Consider the following 17,632-nt stretch of genomic DNA (forward strand, 5'->3'; position numbering starts at 1 on the left):
GATGGCGCGGCCGCCCGCTTTGGATAGTCTGGCCCGCGAGAGTGGCCGGACAATCAAGGCCGCAGCAAAGAAAGACGAGGTCCCCGATGCCAGGTAACCTGACCCTTGCCGGCCTGAAAGACAAAGCGGAGCGCGGCGAGATCGACACCGTGATCGTCGCCATGGTCGACATGCAGGGCCGCCTGATCGGCAAGCGCTTCCACGTGCAGAATTTCCTCGACACCGCGCACGCGGAAACGCACTGCTGCAACTACCTCCTGACCGTCGACATCGACATGGAGCCGGTGCCCGGCTACAAGGCGGCGAGCTGGTCCAAGGGCTACGGCGACTTCACCATCGTGCCCGACATGGAGACGCTGCGCGTCATTCCCTGGCTGCCGGCAACGGCGCTGGTGCTCTGCGACGTCACCGACCACCACCATCATCCGCAGCCGCACAGTCCGCGCCAGATCCTGAAGCGTCAGGTCGACCGCCTTGCTGAAAAGGGCATGAAGCCCTTCATGGCCTCGGAGCTGGAATTCTACCTCTTCGACGAGACCTACGAGAGCGCGGCCGAGATGGGCTTCGTCAACCTCAAGACGACGAACGGCTACATCGAGGACTACGGCATCCTGGCGACCACCAAGGTCGAGGACACGATGCGCGCCATGCGTAACGGCCTGCACGGCGCCGGCATCATCGTGGAAAATTCCAAGGGCGAATGGGGCGCCGGCCAGGAAGAAATGAACGTGCGCTATGCCGAGGCCGTCGCGATGGCGGACGACCATTCGGTGATGAAGAACGGGATGAAGGAAATCGCCTTCCTGCAGGGCAAGGCCATCACCTTCATGGCGAAATACGCCCTCGACCGCGCCGGCAATTCCTGCCATGTCCACCAGAGCCTCTGGTCGATGGACGGAAAGCCGCTCTTCCTCGACGAGAGCGCCCCGAGCGGCATGTCGGCCCTGATGCGCAGCTATATGGCGGGGCTTTTGACCCACGCCCGCGAGATCACGCTCTTCCTCGCGCCCTACATCAACTCCTACAAGCGCTTCCAGCAGACCGGCACCTTTGCACCGACGAAAGCCGTCTGGAGCCACGACAACCGCACCGCCGGCTTCCGGCTCGTCGGCGACGGATCGAAGGCGATCCGGGTGGAATGCCGCATTGGCGGCGCCGACCTCAATCCCTATCTTGCCTTCGCCGCGATGCTGGCGGCGGGCCAGTCGGGTATCGAGCAGAAGCTGGAGCTGGAAGAGGCCTTCTCCGGCGATGCCTATGGCAGCAGCGGCGTGCGTGAGGTGCCCAAAACCCTGCGCGAGGCCATCGAGGCCGCCCGCAATTCGGACATGCTGAAATCCGCCTTCGGCGAGGAGGTGCTGGAGCACTACATCCACGCCGCCGAGTGGGAGCAGTACGAATACGATCGCCGCATCACCGATTGGGAACTGAAGCGCGGGTTTGAGCGCAGCTGATCCTCTTGTCTTTCGCGCCGTTCGGTGGATTGCTCACCACCCCACGGTCTATTCGGAGTCCTGATCCATGTCGCTGGAGCACTGGCTGGCCTTTGCCCTTGCCTCCACCATCATGCTGATGATCCCCGGGCCGACGATCCTGCTCGTCGTCTCCTATGCGCTGTCCCATGGCCGCAAGGTCGCCGGCGCGACGGTGGCGGGCGTCGCGCTCGGTGACTTCACGGCCATGACCGCCTCGATGCTGGGCCTCGGCGCCCTGCTGGCGACGTCGGCGATGCTCTTCACCGTCCTGAAATGGATCGGCAGCGCCTATCTCGTCTATCTCGGCGTCAAGCTCTGGCGCGCGCCGGTAAGCCCGATTGCGAGCGACGAACCGGACGTGCCCTCCATGCCGGCGGGGCGGATCTTCGCCCATGCCTTCGCGGTCACCGCCCTCAACCCGAAGAGCATCGTCTTCTTCGTCGCCTTCCTGCCGCAGTTCTTCGAGCTCGGCCGCCCGCTGCTGCCGCAGATGGTGATCCTGGAGGCGACCTTCCTCGTGCTCGCGAGCCTCAACGCGGCGGCCTTTGCCTATGCCGCATCGGCCGCGCGCGAGACCATCCGCAAACCCTCGGTCCAGCGCCTCGTCAACCGCACGGGCGGCTCGCTGCTGATCGGGGCCGGTCTTTTCGCCGCCACCTTCCGGCAGGCCAATTCCTGAACGTCAGTAGAAACGAGACCAAGATGTCCAACCTTCAAAAGATCATCTCGCCTGTCGACGGCTCCGTCTATGCCGAGCGCCCCAGCGCATCCGAAGCGGAAATCGCGGCGACCTTCTCCGCCTCGCGCGCCGCCCAGAAGGACTGGGCGGCCATGCCGCTGGAGACCCGCATCGCCTACTGCCTGAAGGCGCTCGACGCGATGCTCGCCATGCGTCAGGAGATCGCCGAGGAACTGACCTGGCAGATGGGCCGGCCGATCCGCTACACGCCCTTCGAGCTCAACGGTGTCGAACAACGCACCCGCCATATGGCGAAGATTGCCGCCGAGAGCCTCGCTCCCCTCGACTCCGGTCTTGAGAACGGCGACAGCGGCGCGCACCGCTACATCACCCGCGAGCCGGTCGGCACCGTCTTCGTCGTCGCGCCGTGGAACTATCCCTATCTGACGACGGTCAACTCGGTGATGCCCGCCCTGATGGCCGGCAACACGGTGGTCCTGAAGCATTCCGACCAGACACTGCTCGTCGCCGAGCGCTTCCAGAAGGCCTTCGACGCGGCCGGTCTGCCGAAGGGCGTCTTCCAGCATATCGTGCTGACCCACGACCAGACCGGCAAGATCATCTCGTCCGGCCTTGTCGACTGTGTCTGCTTCACCGGCTCGGTCGCCGGCGGCGAGGCCATGGAGCGCGCGGCAGTCGGAAAGTTCCTGCCGATCAACCTCGAACTCGGCGGCAAGGACCCGGCCTATGTCCGCGCCGACGCCAAGCTGCAATTCGCCATCGAGAATGTCGCCGACGGCGCCTTCTTCAATTCCGGGCAGTGCTGCTGCGGCGTGGAACGCATCTACGTGCAGGAATCGGTCTTTGACGATTTCGTCGGTGGGCTGGTGGAGTTTGCCAAGGGCTACGTCCTCGGCGATCCGACCAGGCAGGAAACGACCCTCGGCCCGCTCGCCCGGCCTCGTCAGGCGGCCTTCGTGCGCGACCAGATCATCGCCGCCGTGCGCGCCGGCGCGACCGCGCATATCGACCCGAGCCATTTCCCTGGCGACAAGCCCGGCACGCCCTACCTTGCCCCGCAGATCCTGACGGGTGTCGACCACCAGATGTCGGTCATGCGCGAGGAAAGCTTCGGCCCGGTCGTCGGCATCATGAAGGTGAAGGACGACGAGGAGGCGATCCAGCTCATGAACGATTCGCCCTATGGCCTCACCGCCTCGATCTGGACCGAGGATCTCGATGCGGCGACAGCCATCGGCGCCAGGATCGAGACCGGCACCGTCTACACCAACCGCTGCGACTATCTCGACCCGGCCCTTACCTGGACCGGCGTCAAGCAGACCGGCCGCGGCGCTGCACTCTCGCCGCTCGGCTTTGCCGCGCTGACCCGGCCGAAAAGCTGGTACATGCGCAAGGCGCCGGTCTGACGCTGCACCTGAAACACTGAACAGACATCCCTCCCCCGTGCGGGGAAGACCTCCCTCCCTTTCGTCATCCGCGAATACGAGACGTCCATGACCAACCGTGCCAACTGGAACTATCCCACGCCCGTCCGCTTCGGCGCCGGACGCATCGCCGAGCTTGCCGACGCCTGCGACGTCGCCGGCCTGTCGCGCCCGCTCGTCGTCACCGATCCGGGCCTCGTCAATCTGCCGATGACCCAGAAGGCCGTGCAGAGCCTCAAGGACGCCGGTCTCAAGGTCGAGGTCTTCTCGGACGTCAAAGGCAACCCGACCGAGACCAACGTCTACAAGGGCATGGAAGCCCTGAAGATGGGCGACCACGACGGCGTCGTCGCCTTCGGCGGCGGCTCGGCGCTCGACGTCGGCAAGACCATCGCCTTCATGGCCGGGCAGACGCGCCCGATGTGGGACTTCGAGGACATCGGCGACTGGTGGACCCGCGCCGACCCCACCGGCATCTACCCGATCGTCGCCGTGCCGACGACGGCCGGCACCGGCTCGGAAGTCGGCCGCGCCTCGGTGATCACCAACGAGGAGACGCACACCAAGAAGGTCATCTTCCACCCGAAGATGATGCCAGCCGTCGTCATCGAGGACCCGGAGCTTTGCGTCGGGCTTCCCGCCTCGATCACCGCCTGGACCGGCATGGACGCCCTTGCCCACTGCCTTGAGGCCTATTGCGCGCCCGGCTTCCATCCGATGGCTGAAGGCATCGCTGTCGAAGGCATCCGGCTCTGCAAGGAATACCTGCCCAAGGCGGTCAGCACCGGAACGGATCTGGAGGCACGCGGCGCCATGCTGGCGGCGGCCTCGATGGGCGCCACCGCCTTCCAGAAGGGTCTCGGCGCGATCCACTCCATGAGCCACCCGGTCGGCGCGCTCTACGACACCCACCACGGCCTGACCAATGCGGTCTTCATGCCCTATGTGCTGGTGTTCAACCGCTCGGTCATCGAGGAGAAGATCGCCCGCCTCGCCGCCTGGCTTGGCCTTGAGCCGTCCTTCGACGCTTTCCTCGCCTATATCCTGAACCTGCGCGCCGAGATCGGCATTCCGCCGACCCTTGCGGGCCTTTCGGTCGATGCCTCGCGTCTCGACGAGATCGCGGCGATGGCGGTGGTCGACCCAACGGCCGGCGGCAACCCGGTCGAACTGACCGTCGACGGTGCCAAGACGATCTTCCACATGGCGCTCGCCGGAGAGCTCTGACGGTTTCCGGCCGGTCCATCCAACGAGAACGACAGGGAGGAAACCATGGACCTTGGCCTGAAGGGAAAGACAGCCGTCGTCACCGGCGGCAGCGTCGGTATAGGCCTTGCCGTCGCTGAGGGCCTCGCCGCGGAGGGGGTCGACGTGATCCTCGCCGCCCGTGGCCGGGAGCGCGTCGAGGCCGAAGCCGAACGGATCGCAAGGACGCACGGCGTTCGGGCGGAGGGCGTGGCCTGCGATGTCGCGACCCTTGCCGGAACGACGGAGCTTGCCGCGCGCGCGGAAGCCTTTGGCGGTGCCGACATCCTGGTCAACAATGCCGGTACCGGGTCCAACGAGACCGTCATGGAGGCGCCAGACGAAAAATGGCAGGCCTACTGGGACCTGCACGTCATGGCCGCCGTCCGCCTCGCGCGCGGGATCGTTCCGCAGATGCGCCGTCGCGGCGGCGGCGTCATCCTCCACAACGCATCCATCTGCGCGGTGCAGCCGCTCTGGTACGAGCCGATCTACAACGTTACCAAATCGGCGCTGATGAGCTTCTCGAAGTCTCTTTCCACAGAAGTCGTCAAGGACAACATCCGCGTCAACTGTGTGAACCCCGGCCTGGTTCTGACGCCGGACTGGATCAAGACGGCCAGGCAACTGACGGCCGAAACCGGCGGCGACTGGCAGGGATATCTCGACGAGGTGGCCCGTGAACACGCCCCGATCGGTCGCTTCGCAAGCCCCGAGGAAGCCGCCAGCTTCTTCGTTTTCCTCTGCTCCGACCGTGCGAGCTATTCGGTCGGCTCCACCTATTTCGTCGATGGCGGCATGCTGAAGACGCTTTGACGGGCGCGCTCGAAGCGTCGAGGCCCTGCTCAGATGGTCTTTGTCCTGGATCGGACGCGCGTGACGGTGGACGACGGCATCATTCGGCGATAGGTACGGGGCACTTGCGCCAGACGAGAGCCTCCATGCTTCCCTTTGCCGTCCGATACTACGAAATCGCCGCCCGCCGTTCGCCGCTCTGCGTCGGCATTGACCCCGCTCCGGAAACGCTTGCCGCCTGGGACCTGCCGTTCTCGGCGGAAGGCGCCCGCAGCTTCGGCCTGAAGCTTGTCGAGGTGACCGGCGAGCGCGTCGGCGTCTTCAAGCCGCAGATTGCCTTCTTCGAACGCTTCGGCCCCGCCGGGTTCCAGGCTCTTAGCGATGTGATGCAGGCCATTGCGGACGCAGGCGCCCTCTGCCTGTCGGACGTCAAGCGCCTCGACATCGATCACACGCTGGTCGCCTATGCCGGCGCCTGGATCGGTCAGGACGCGGGCTTTCCTTCCGACGCCATCACCGTCGGCGCCTATACGGGCGCAAGGGCCCTGCGCCCCGTCGTCACCCGTGCCGCCGAGCACGGTGCCGGCATCTTCGTCCTGACCCGTTCGTCCAATCCGGAAGGACTGGAACTGCAGAACGCCAGGATCGCGGACGGACGCACCATCGCCGAGCAGATTGCCGACGAGATCACGGCATTCAACCGGGAAGTCGCCGACGAGGCCACGGGGCCGGTCGGCGCTGTCATCGGCGCGACGCTGGACGACGCCATGCCGGTCCTCGACCGCCTGCCGCAGAGCCTCATCCTCGCACCGGGCATCGGTGCGCAGGGCGCGACGATCTCCGACGTGGCCCGCCGTTTCGGTCCGCACGCGCGGCGCACCCTGCCCGCCGTCTCACGGCAGGTCGCCAAGGCCGGCCCCGGCGGCAACGCCCTGATCGACGTCGTGACGAAACTGACGGACGAGGCGGCGCGGCTGCTGGATTGATTGGCAAGACATCTCGATGGCCCCTCCCCCCCTGTTCTTCCTGCGTGACGTCAAGCTCACCTTTGGCGCGACGCCGCTCCTCACCAGCGCCAGCCTCGCGGTTGGCGCCGGCGATCGCATTGCGCTCGTCGGGCGCAACGGTTCCGGCAAGTCGACCTTCCTCAAGATCGCCGCTGGCGAGATCGAGGCCGACGGTGGCGAGATCTTCCGCCAGCCCGGCGTCACCGTCCGCTACCTGCCGCAGGAACCCGATCTCTCCACCTACGAGACGACGCTCGCCTACGTCGAGGCCGGCCTCGGACCGGGCGACGACGCCTACCGGGCAAGCTACCTGCTGGAATGCCTTGGGCTGACCGGCAACGAGACCCCGAACAGCCTTTCGGGCGGCGAGGCCCGCCGTGCCGCGCTTGCCCGCGTTCTCGCGCCCGAGCCCGATATCCTGCTTCTCGACGAGCCGACCAACCATCTCGACCTGCCGGCCATCGAATGGCTCGAAGGTGAGTTGAAGTCGCTGAAGTCCGCCATCGTCCTGATCTCGCACGACCGGCGTTTCCTGCAAAACCTCTCCCGCACCACGGTCTGGCTCGAGCGCGGCGTCACGCGCACCCTCGACAGGGGCTTTGCCCATTTCGAGGCCTGGCGCGACGAGGTCTTCGAGGAAGAGGAACGCGATCAGCAGAAGCTCCAGAAGCGCATCGAGCAGGAAGAGCACTGGATGCGCTACGGCGTGACGGCCAGGCGCAAGCGCAATGTCCGCCGCGTCGACCTGCTGGCAAGCCTGCGCGCCGAAAAGAAGGCGCATCGCGGGCCCGCCGGCACCGTGAAGCTCACGGCCAGCGAGGCCGACGCATCGTCCAAGCTCGTCATCGAGGCGAAGAATATCTCCAAGAGCTTCGGCGAACGGACAATCGTCGACGGCTTCTCGATCCGCATCGCACGCGGCGACCGTCTCGGCATCGTCGGGGCCAACGGCGCCGGCAAGACGACGCTTCTGCGCATGCTGACCGGCGACCTTGCGCCCGACAGTGGCTTCGTCAGGTTGGGAAAAACCCTCGACATGCAGGTGCTCGACCAGCGCCGCGACAGCCTCGACCCGAACTGGACGCTCGCCGAGGCCCTGACCGATGGCAAGGGCGACACGGTCACGGTCGCCGGCCAGAACAAGCATGTCATCGGCTACATGAAGGACTTTCTCTTCTCGCCCGAGCAGAAGGGAACGCCGCTCTCGGCGCTGTCCGGCGGCGAGCGCGGCCGCGTGATGCTGGCCCGGGCTCTGGCCAAAACCTCCAACCTGCTCGTCCTCGACGAGCCGACCAACGACCTCGATCTCGAAACGCTGGATCTGCTGGAGGAAATGCTGGCCGACTACACCGGAACAGTCATCCTCGTCAGCCACGACCGCGACTTCCTCGACCGGGTGGCGACCTCCATCGTCATGAGCGAGGGCGAAGGGCGCTGGCTCGAATATGCCGGCGGCTATTCCGACATGCTGGCCCAGCGTGGGACCGGCGTCGAGGCGAGGTGCCAGGAAGAGCGCACCAGGCAGGAGCGCACGCCTGCCGCCAATTCCGCCGCCTCCCCTTCGCCGGCCGACACGCCGGTCGCGGCAAAGACGCGAACCAAGCTCTCCTTCAAGGACAAGCACGCGTTGGAAACGCTGCCCGCGAAGATTGCCGCCCTGGAGGAGAAAATCGAAAGCCTGAAAGGCCGGATGGCCGACCCGGCTTTCTATGCCCGCGACCCTGCGGGCTTTGAACTGATCGCCGGAAACCTTGCGGCGGCTGAAGCGTCGTTGTCCGAGTCGGAAGAGGAATGGCTCCGGCTGGAAATGCTTCGCGAAGAACTCGAGAAATAAATTTCCAGCCGAGTCGCTGTGTCGCACCCGGAATTCAAACGATTGAATCTCTTCATTTATTTGTAATCGTATGATCAGTCACACTTATTTCTAGGCAAGTTTCACCGGATCGAGCGCTAACTTCGACAATGAATTGTTAAAGGGACAGATCCAAAGTCGACCGAATTTCGCACACAGGTGGCGGTCGAGCATGAAGTCGATTTTCAAAAACAAATCATCAATCCCGGCGGAAGCGCAGTCGACAACCGCCAATGCGGCGGCGCTGGCGGCAATGGGCGGGGCGAGCGATGAGGCGCTGGCTGTCCTCAACCGCGAAGTGGAAAGCCTCAGGAAGCAGATCGGCCACAGCTTCGACATCGCAGTCAACTCGTCGGTCAACCTCAGCGAACTCATCTGTCTCATGGCCTGGTCGAACGGCAACGTTCGCACGCTCAGTCACGAGACGACCGCCGTCTCGGCCGCCGTCGAGGAAATCGCCCGGTCGATCGAGAATATCGCCGGCCTTGCCAGCAACGCCGAAAACCGCTCGTCCGAAGCCCACGGCATCGTCCAGTCCGGCGCCCACCGGGCCCAGTCGGCCAGCCAGGCGATGCAGGATATTTCCGATGCCTTCGCCGGCCTCGATTCGCGCATGCAGGAACTAGGCTCGGCGATCGAGAACATCGGCGGCTTTGCCAAGCAGATCGAGAGCATCTCCAGCCAGACCAAGCTTCTCGCGCTCAACGCGACGATCGAGGCGGCCCGCGCCGGAGAAGCCGGCAAGGGCTTTGCCGTCGTCGCCGCCGAGGTCAAGCAGCTCTCTGAAGAGACGACCAAGACGACGGAACTGATCCGCCAGCAGCTCACGAGTCTCGCCGAGGTCATGCAGGGCATGTTCCAGGCCATGGACGTCGGCGGAACCAAGGTGCGTGACGGCCGGCAGACCTTTGATGCCGTGGCCTCCGACATGGGCCAGATTCAGGACCACGTCGGCGAGGTGAACGAGAGCATCGGCGCCATTGCCGGCATGCTGACCGACCAGCAGTCGGCAACGGATTCCATGGCGAAGAGCCTGACGGAGATCGCCCGCCTCGCCGGCCAGAACGAAAACGATATCACCACATCCGCCGAGATGATCACGAAGACCGACAACCTGGTCAGGCGGATGATCGACGACGGAGCCGGCCTTGAGATCGCCGGATACGACGTCAAGCGCCTGCGCTCCGACCACATGATCTGGAAGCGGCAGCTTGCCGAATGTCTTGTCGGCCTCCACAAGATCGACGCGGCGAGCTATGGACGCAACGTCCAGCCCTTTGGACCCGGCTACGAAAAGCTGGTTGCCTCGCCCGAGCACAAGAACGCCCTGTCCAGGCTGGCGCCGTTGCATGAGACGCTCGTTCGCGAAGCACGGAAGATTGTCGACGAAATGTCGCGCGGCCAGATGGGCACGGCGATCGATGCCTACATGGCCATGGACAAGGGATCCGGCGAGGCCATGGTCGTCCTTGCAAAGCTCGGCTGACCCGGGACGCCACACCCAAGGAAAAAGCCGCCGGACACGTGTCCAGGCGGCTTTTTTCGTCTACTGCATTGTCAGACGCATCGCTGTCGTCGGAGCTGGCGGCGATGTCGCCACTCGATCACGCCGAAGACGCCGATAGAAACGGCGAGCGGCGCAATGAAATAGATCAGCCGGAAAAGGATCAGGCCCGCCGCAATGTCCGGCCGTTCGGCAAGCCCGAGCCCGGTCACGATGGTTGCCTCGAAGACGCCGATGCCGCCCGGGGTGTTGGCCGCGTTGCCGAAGAGGACGGCCACGACATAGGTGATCATGAACAGTGCCGGGTTCGGCACGACGTCGGGCGGCAGCAGCACATAGAGCGTGGCGGCGGACGCCAGCAGGTCGATGCCTCCGGCCGCGATCATCGCCAGAAGGATGCTGGTGGACGGCAGGCGCACTTGCCAGCCGCCGAGACGGACCACACGCCGCCCCTGCCCGCCCCACAGCGCAATCCCCATCAGGATGGCAAAGAGGGCAATGCCTGCGGCCCTGTCGGCCTCCAGGCTACCGAGCAGCATCTTGTCATCGGACGCGCCGAAGGTCAGGGCGAGGCTCATCACGAAGACGAGGCCGCACCACATCGTGACCCAGGTGAGCGCCATGATCCGCCCGACCGTGGCAAGGTCGAGACCGATCATGGAATAGAGGCGATAGCGGGCCGTGGCGCCGGTGAGGATGGGAAAGCCGAGCCCATTGGCAAAGACGTTGGCGATTCCCCCGCAAAGCGCCGCGTAGAAGGTCTTGATCGACTGGCTGGGCTTCAGGAAGCGCACGGCGCAGACATCGTAGGTCGCCAGCGACACGACGCTGATCGCCGTGAGCGCGAGCGCCGCTCCCACGCGCCAGGCCGGGATATTGCCAATGGCAACGCCGATCGCTCGCGGATCGATCCTCGTCGCCATCCCGTAGAGAATGACGACAGCATAAACGATGAGCCCGATCGCGAAGACCGGCCCGGCGTATCCGAGCCATCCCTTGCGCCGCCGTGCCGGTCGCACCGTACCGGACTGGCCGCCCGTCTTCTCTTCAAAGGGCTGCAGCACCCGCTGGCTTCTCCATACATGACGGCGTTTCAGGACGACGATGTCCGGAACAATGCCTGTCGTTTGCGCAATGCCGATGACGGCGTGAGCCCGGTTCCCCGGATTCGGATCGACATCACACGCGTCATGCTTGAACAACGAGTTGAATTGTTCGTCAAGTGCGCATTGATACAGCTATCCGCCGTATGTTTGAGCAAAGAAGATGCGCTTTTCGAGGCCGTGGGACGAAATGGCCAGGGCCATCAGCGGTCGTCCGGGCTTTCCGGCACATCCAGCGTCTCCGACGGCGGGCGCCCGACGACGGGCGGAGGGCCTTTCGCCTCCGTCTCCGGAACGGGCGGCCGCTGGCTGTCTTCCCGCGACTTGACCGAGCCGGAGAAATGCAGCGGCGGCGCTTCGCCCGATTTCGGCTCGCCGAACCAGATCGTGCGCTGCGGGAAGGGAATCTCGATGCCGTATTCGTCGAAGACTTCCTTCAGGATCTCGTTGTAGGCCCGCCCGACGGCCCATTGCTGTCCGGCCGTCGTCCGGATGCGAGCCCGGACCATGACGGCATTGTCGCCGAACGACGTCACACCGTGCATGTCGAGCGGATCGAGAATGCTCGCTCCATGATCCGTCTGCATCAGACGGTCGAAGGCGTGGAACATCAGCTTCTTCACCTCTGCGATATTCTCGCGATAGGCAACGCCCATCTCGCAGACATGGTAGCTGAAGCCGCGCATGAAGTTGGAGACGCTGTCGACCGACGAGAACGGAACGACGTGATAGACGCCATCGAGGTCGCGCAGTCCGACCGAGCGGATGGTCAGATGCTCCACGACACCGCTGATGCCGCCGACTGTGACGACGTCGCCCTCGTTCATCGCGTTCTCCAGCTGGATGAACATGCCGGTGATGATGTCCTGGACCAGCTTCTGGGAGCCGAAGCCGATGGCGAGGCCGACGACACCGGCACTGGCGATGAGCGGCGCGATATCGACCCCGAGTTCGGAGAGCGACAGCATCAGCGCGATGATGAGGATGAGGACGGTCACCGCATTGCGCAGGAGCGCGAGGATCGTTCGCACGCGCGGCGTCACCGCGCGGACCTGGTTGGGATTCAGCCTGAACTCGATCCAGGAGGTCACCGCCAGCCAGACCGCCAGCATGGTGACGAGAATGAAGAAGGCCGACAGGATCCTGCGAAAGAGTGACTGATCGAAATTGTCCGCGTTCACGAAAGTCAGCAGGTCGATGACATGCCAGAAATGCAGCGTGACCGCGAGGACCACGACATAGAGCAGCAGCCGCACAAATCCGACGATCGCAGGAACGAAGACATTGACGCGCCGTTCGAGCAGTGGAAGCGGCGTCCGAACGCTTTCGGGCATCCTGACGCCCTTTTTTATGACGTCGGACAGGAGGTGATTGAGCATCCCCCCGACCGTGATCGCCAGTATTGTCAGCAGCGTCGCGTTCATCAGGAAGTTGAGTGCATCGGTTGGCCGGGCCGACCAGATCGCAAACGCCAGGAGAACATAGGCGATAATCAGCCAGTGCCAGACCTTGGAAAGGCGCACGAGCACATTGGCCAGAGACTTGCTGTGAACCCGCCCCGACGCGGCCACGAGCTCTCTGGCGACATTTGTCCTGTTCCTCAGAACGAGGACGAAGGCAAAGATGACCGCAATCACGACCACGGCCGCCCGGACACCGATGCCGAGGCGGAAGGAGATCGTGTAGGAGACCAGAGGTCCGACAAAGAGGAGACCGTAGGCAACGAGGGAGATCAGGAGCCCCAACCTCGGCGTCCAGAAGACCGCCAGTTCGCGGCTGAACGGCAGGAGACGCAGGTTGTCGTATTTGGGCCGCAGCAGCACATTCAGACCGATGCGAAACATCTGCGCCATGACGAAGGCGCTCAGAAACAGCGTCTGGTAGTTGTCGAGCTGGCTGGTCGTCGTTCGCCAGAAGGCAAAGGCCACCCCGATGACCGTTGCAATCGCCATCGGCAACCATTGCAGGACAGCGCCAAGAACGATCGGCAGCACCTTCCGCCAGGATTTCGAGCGTCCAGCCAGCCGGTCGAGACCTCTCAGCCCCGGCCGCGCGGCAAGGCGCAAACCAAGCACAGCCACAACCGTGACGACGATCAGCTGCGCCACATTCGTGAGCCGATCCGACAGGCTTGCCCAATCGATGGAGACGCTGCCATCGAAGATCGTTCGAAGATTGAGCAGCGACGTCCACGTCCGCACCAGGATTTCGATGATATCGCTGCCGAATTCGCGGGTGTATTCCGACACCTTTTCGGTGAGCTGATGGTTGGCACTGCCAACGGCAGCGCCGTCTTTCGGCGTCTCGGCAGGCTGCGACGCACCAGTTACCGGCGCCGCCGTCTCGGTCGCCGCCGGCGCGGTCTTCTGCAGTTCCTCCAGAAAGAGGGCTCGGGCCTTGTCGTCCTTGAGAACCTTGATCAGGGCATCCTGCGCCGCCTTGACGTCGGCTTCGGCGCTGCCCTCCGCCGCATCGGCCGGTTCGGAAGACGGTGTTACGGCCGACGGCAGGAACTGTGCAAACCGCACCGTCTCGGCCGAAGCCGGCTCAACTCCGGCCATGGCCAGAACAGTCAGGACGAGAAGAAAAATCCATGACGGTCTGCGGCAGCCCGCCCGAACCGTCTCAACGCGCATCATCGAAGAAAGAATCGCCAAAAAAACCACCCGTCCTGCTCTTGTCTGTCACCTTCGGCCGCCCCCGCAGGAGCCTTGAAGACCAGAATGATGGCAAGACAGCGGAAATGCGCTGAATGAGGCCAACGATCAATCCCGTCGAGATGGAAACAGCCCCGGTTGCACCCGCATAGGCTCCGGGCACCGAGGACGTGGAACGGATTCCGCCAACCCTTGCCCGCGCTCGAAAAGCGCAGTCGGATAATTGGCGCAGGAGGAGAGAAAGACAAGGCTGAACATGGCACGAGGGACACCGGACAGCGTCCGCAACGGATCGCGAGGTGAGCAGAACTGACTTATCGACCCGAATGGTCGCCTTGCGCGTCGGTGCTTTTGCGCCCTCCCCCCGATCTTTTGGCTTTCCCGATCTTTTGGCTTTCCCGATCTTTTGGCTGTCATGGTGTGGCCCGATGTCGGCCGAGAGACACCGCTGCGCGGAAGGCATGGGTTTGAACGCAAAAAGCCCCGCGCTGGGTGTCCAGAGCGGGGCTTTTGATGGGGATGTTTGCTTGAGGTGTGAAGAGATGAGCGAGAATGGATTGTCCTGAGTTTTGCAGGCCTGGCGGTGACCTACTCTCCCGCGTCTTGAGACGAAGTACCATTGGCGCAGGGGCGTTTCACGGCCGAGTTCGGGATGGGATCGGGTGTAGGCGCCCCGCTATGGCCACCAGGCCGGCGAAGCTCAGGGATTGGTCTGATGTTGATGCGGTGTTTGTGGCACCGTCGCGTTGCTTGTCGTCCTGTTCCGTCCAGCGATGCTGGACTGGAGCGAAGAGCGACCGTCGCTGATGCGACGCCCTCGCGGAGGGCCTTCGGCCCGTGAGCGGAATGAACCGCCCGAGCGAAGAGCGAGGCGATCGCTTGTCGATCGCGCCCTCGCAGGCGCTGCGCGCCGTGAGAGGGTTGATGCGAGATAAGCATTGATAATGAGAGCGATGAAGCCGATCGAGCTATTAGTACCGGTAAGCTTCACAGGTTACCCTGCTTCCACACCCGGCCTATCGACGTGGTGGTCTACCACGGCTCTGATAGGGAGCACTGGTTTTGAGGTTAGTTTCCCGCTTAGATGCCTTCAGCGGTTATCTATTCCGTACATAGCTACCCTGCAATGCGGCTGGCGCCACAACAGGTCCACCAGAGGTACGTCCATCCCGGTCCTCTCGTACTAGGGACAGATCCTCTCAATACTCCTACACCCACGGCAGATAGGGACCGAACTGTCTCACGACGTTCTGAACCCAACTCACGTACCACTTTAATCGGCGAACAGCCGAACCCTTGGGACCTTCTCCAGCCCCAGGATGTGATGAGTCGACATCGAGGTGCCAAACGATGCCGTCGATATGGACTCTTGGGCATCATCAGCCTGTTATCCCCGGCGTACCTTTTATCCGTTGAGCGATGGCCCTTCCACGAGGGACCACCGGATCACTATGGCCGTCTTTCGACTCTGCTCGACGTGTCAGTCTCGCAGTCAGGCAGGCTTATGCCATTGCACTCGTCGAGCGATTTCCGACCGCTCTGAGCCCACCTTCGCGCGCCTCCGTTACTCTTTGGGAGGCGACCGCCCCAGTCAAACTACCCACCACACACTGTCCCGGACCCTGCTTCAAGGGCCGCGGTTAGACAGTCATGACGATAAGGGTGGTATTTCAAGGATGGCTCCACGCAAGCTGGCGCCTACGCTTCAAAGCCCACCACCTATCCTACACATGCCGACACGAATGCCAGTGTGAAGTTGTAGTAAAGGTGCACGGGGTCTTTCCGTCTGACCGCAGGAACCCCGCATCTTCACGGGGAATTCAATTTCACTGAGCCTGTGCTGGAGACAGCGGGGAAGTCGTTACGCCATTCGTGCAGGTCGGAACTTACCCGACAAGGAATTTCGCTACCTTAGGACCGTTATAGTTACGGCCGCCGTTTACCGGGGCTTCAATTCAGAGCTTGCACCCCTCCTTTTAACCTTCCGGCACCGGGCAGGCGTCAGACCCTATACGTCGCCTTACGGCTTCGCAGAGCCCTGTGTTTTTGCTAAACAGTCGCCACCCCCTGGTCTGTGCCCCTCCCACATGGTTGCCCACATGGAAGGCCTCCTTCTCCCGAAGTTACGGAGGCAATTTGCCGAGTTCCTTCAGCACAGTTCGCTCAAACGCCTTGGTATTCTCTACCAGTCCACCTGTGTCGGTTTCGGGTACGATCTGATGTGGGGGCTATTTCCTGGAACAGCGTCGAAGCAGGTCCAATCCGATAAGGACCTACAACACAAGCCATCCGTCACCACCCACTGGTTCAGGAATATTCACCTGATTCCCATCGACTACGCCTTTCGGCCTCGCCTTAGGGGTCGACTAACCCTGCGCAGATTAGCTTTACGCAGGAACCCTTGGACTTTCGGCGAGGGTGTCTCTCACACCCTTTCTCGTTACTCATGTCAGCATTCTCACTTCCGATACCTCCACGGCGCCTCGCGGCTACCGCTTCACAGGCCTACGGAACGCTCCGCTACCGCGTGATCCGAAGATCACACCCGCAGCTTCGGTGGACGGCTTGAGCCCCGTTACATTGTCCGCGCAAGAACCCTTGTTTAGACCAGTGAGCTGTTACGCTTTCTTTAAATGATGGCTGCTTCTAAGCCAACATCCTGGTTGTTTTGGGATTCTCACATCGTTTCACACTTAGCCGTCACTTGGGGACCTTAGCTGGCGGTCAGGGTTGTTTCCCTTTTCACGACGGACGTTAGCACCCGCCGTGTGTCTGCCGGATAGTACTCTCTGGTATTCGGAGTTTGGTTAGGATCAGTAAGACTGTGGGTCCCCATAGCCCATCCAGTGCTCTACCCCCAGAGGTATTCATCCGACGCTCTACCTAAATAGATTTCGCGGAGAACCAGCTATTTCGAGGTTTGATTGGCCTTTCACCCCTAGCCACAACTCATCCCCGACTTTTTCAACAGGCGTGGGTTCGGTCCTCCAGTACGTGTTACCGTACCTTCAACCTGGTCATGGCTAGATCACCTCGTTTCGGGTCTAATCCAACGAACTTGACGCCCTATTCAGACTCGCTTTCGCTGCGCCTACACCTACCGGCTTAAGCTTGCTCGTTAAATTAAGTCGCTGACCCATTATACAAAAGGTACGCAGTCACCCAGGACGAACCTTGGGCTCCTACTGTTTGTAGGCATCCGGTTTCAGGAACTGTTTCACTCCCCTTGTCGGGGTGCTTTTCACCTTTCCCTCACGGTACTTGTTCGCTATCGGTCGCTAAGGAGTACTTAGGCTTGGAGGGTGGTCCCCCCATGTTCAGACAGGATTTCTCGTGTCCCGCCCTACTCAAGTCTTCTCTCTTTCCTACCCGTACGGGGCTATCACCCATATTGCCCGACTTTCCAGACGGTTCCGGTTCAAAAGAAGAGAAGCACTGGCCTGGTCCGCGTTCGCTCGCCACTACTAACGGAGTCTCGGTTGATGTCCTTTCCTCCGGGTACTTAGATGTTTCAGTTCCCCGGGTTCGCTTCATACCCCCTATGTATTCAGGGGCAGATACCTTCATCTGACAACTTGAAGTGCAAACAGACCAGCCAACCTCGCGGTCAGCCAGCCCCCTTGCAATTCAAGCCGTCGAAGGTGGGTTTCCCCATTCGGAGATCGTCGGATCAAAGCCTGTTCGCAGCTCCCCGACGCTTATCGCAGCGTACCACGTCCTTCATCGCCTCTTAGCGCCAAGGCATCCACCGAATGCCCTTCTCATACTTGATCGCTCTCATTATCAACGCCTATCCCGCCGGCCCCAGGCAAGCCCGGAACCGCCGAAAGCGTTCACGATCATCAACATTCAGAATGCTTGCCACCCACT

10 protein-coding genes and 2 rRNA genes are annotated in these 17,632 nt (G+C 62.7%); 8 read left to right on the forward strand and 4 right to left on the reverse strand.

All coding sequences use genetic code 11. The features are described 5' to 3' along the window. The first annotated feature begins 86 nt into the window (after positions 1-86). The 8 genes from HDIA_RS15210 (at position 87) to HDIA_RS15245 (ending at position 9,984) form a co-directional block, all read left to right on the forward strand. Positions 87-1,454 carry a glutamine synthetase family protein gene (locus HDIA_RS15210; RefSeq protein WP_099556933.1) on the forward strand — a complete coding sequence of 456 codons (1,368 nt, stop codon included), beginning with the start codon at positions 87-89 and terminating at the stop codon, positions 1,452-1,454. Positions 1,455-1,521: 67 nt separating this feature from the next. Next, complete coding sequence (locus HDIA_RS15215) at positions 1,522-2,154, forward strand: LysE family translocator (RefSeq protein WP_099556934.1); 633 nt, start codon at positions 1,522-1,524, stop codon at positions 2,152-2,154. 23 nt (positions 2,155-2,177) lie between these two features. Continuing rightward, on the forward strand, positions 2,178-3,581 hold the full coding sequence (locus HDIA_RS15220; protein WP_099556935.1) for an aldehyde dehydrogenase family protein: 1,404 nt from the start codon (positions 2,178-2,180) through the stop codon (positions 3,579-3,581). Positions 3,582-3,668: 87 nt separating this feature from the next. Then, positions 3,669-4,826, forward strand: coding sequence for an iron-containing alcohol dehydrogenase (locus tag HDIA_RS15225; RefSeq protein WP_099556936.1), 1,158 nt, complete (start codon positions 3,669-3,671; stop codon positions 4,824-4,826). A gap of 45 nt (positions 4,827-4,871) precedes the next feature. Continuing rightward, on the forward strand, positions 4,872-5,660 hold the full coding sequence (locus HDIA_RS15230) for an SDR family NAD(P)-dependent oxidoreductase (RefSeq protein WP_099556937.1): 789 nt from the start codon (positions 4,872-4,874) through the stop codon (positions 5,658-5,660). A gap of 125 nt (positions 5,661-5,785) precedes the next feature. Further along, positions 5,786-6,625, forward strand: a complete 840-nt coding sequence (gene pyrF, locus HDIA_RS15235) for an orotidine-5'-phosphate decarboxylase (RefSeq protein ID WP_099556938.1) — start codon at positions 5,786-5,788, stop codon at positions 6,623-6,625. Positions 6,626-6,641: 16 nt separating this feature from the next. Beyond that, positions 6,642-8,480 (forward strand): ABC-F family ATP-binding cassette domain-containing protein, encoded by a 1,839-nt coding sequence (locus HDIA_RS15240; RefSeq protein ID WP_099556939.1) that lies wholly within the window; start codon positions 6,642-6,644, stop codon positions 8,478-8,480. A gap of 190 nt (positions 8,481-8,670) precedes the next feature. Then, positions 8,671-9,984, forward strand: a complete 1,314-nt coding sequence (locus HDIA_RS15245) for a methyl-accepting chemotaxis protein (protein ID WP_099556940.1) — start codon at positions 8,671-8,673, stop codon at positions 9,982-9,984. A gap of 71 nt (positions 9,985-10,055) precedes the next feature. On the opposite strand, the gene HDIA_RS15250 is transcribed toward HDIA_RS15245, so the two are convergent. The 4 genes from HDIA_RS15250 to HDIA_RS15265 form a co-directional block, all read right to left on the reverse strand. Continuing rightward, a complete protein-coding gene (locus tag HDIA_RS15250) occupies positions 10,056-11,066 on the reverse strand; it encodes a putative bifunctional lysylphosphatidylglycerol flippase/synthetase (RefSeq protein ID WP_157775679.1) in 1,011 nt (336 codons plus the stop codon). A 242-nt stretch (positions 11,067-11,308) separates the two neighbouring features. Next, entirely contained in the window at positions 11,309-13,666 is a 2,358-nt protein-coding gene (locus tag HDIA_RS15255; RefSeq protein WP_157775682.1) for a mechanosensitive ion channel domain-containing protein, read from the reverse strand. Positions 13,667-14,337: 671 nt separating this feature from the next. Beyond that, positions 14,338-14,452, reverse strand: a 5S ribosomal RNA gene (rrf, locus tag HDIA_RS15260). A gap of 260 nt (positions 14,453-14,712) precedes the next feature. Continuing rightward, positions 14,713-17,535: ribosomal RNA gene (locus tag HDIA_RS15265) — 23S ribosomal RNA — on the reverse strand. Positions 17,536-17,632 lie beyond the last annotated feature (97 nt).

It is taken from the genome of Hartmannibacter diazotrophicus, assembly GCF_900231165.1.
GTDB classification, from domain to species: Bacteria; Pseudomonadota; Alphaproteobacteria; order Rhizobiales; family Pleomorphomonadaceae; genus Hartmannibacter; species Hartmannibacter diazotrophicus.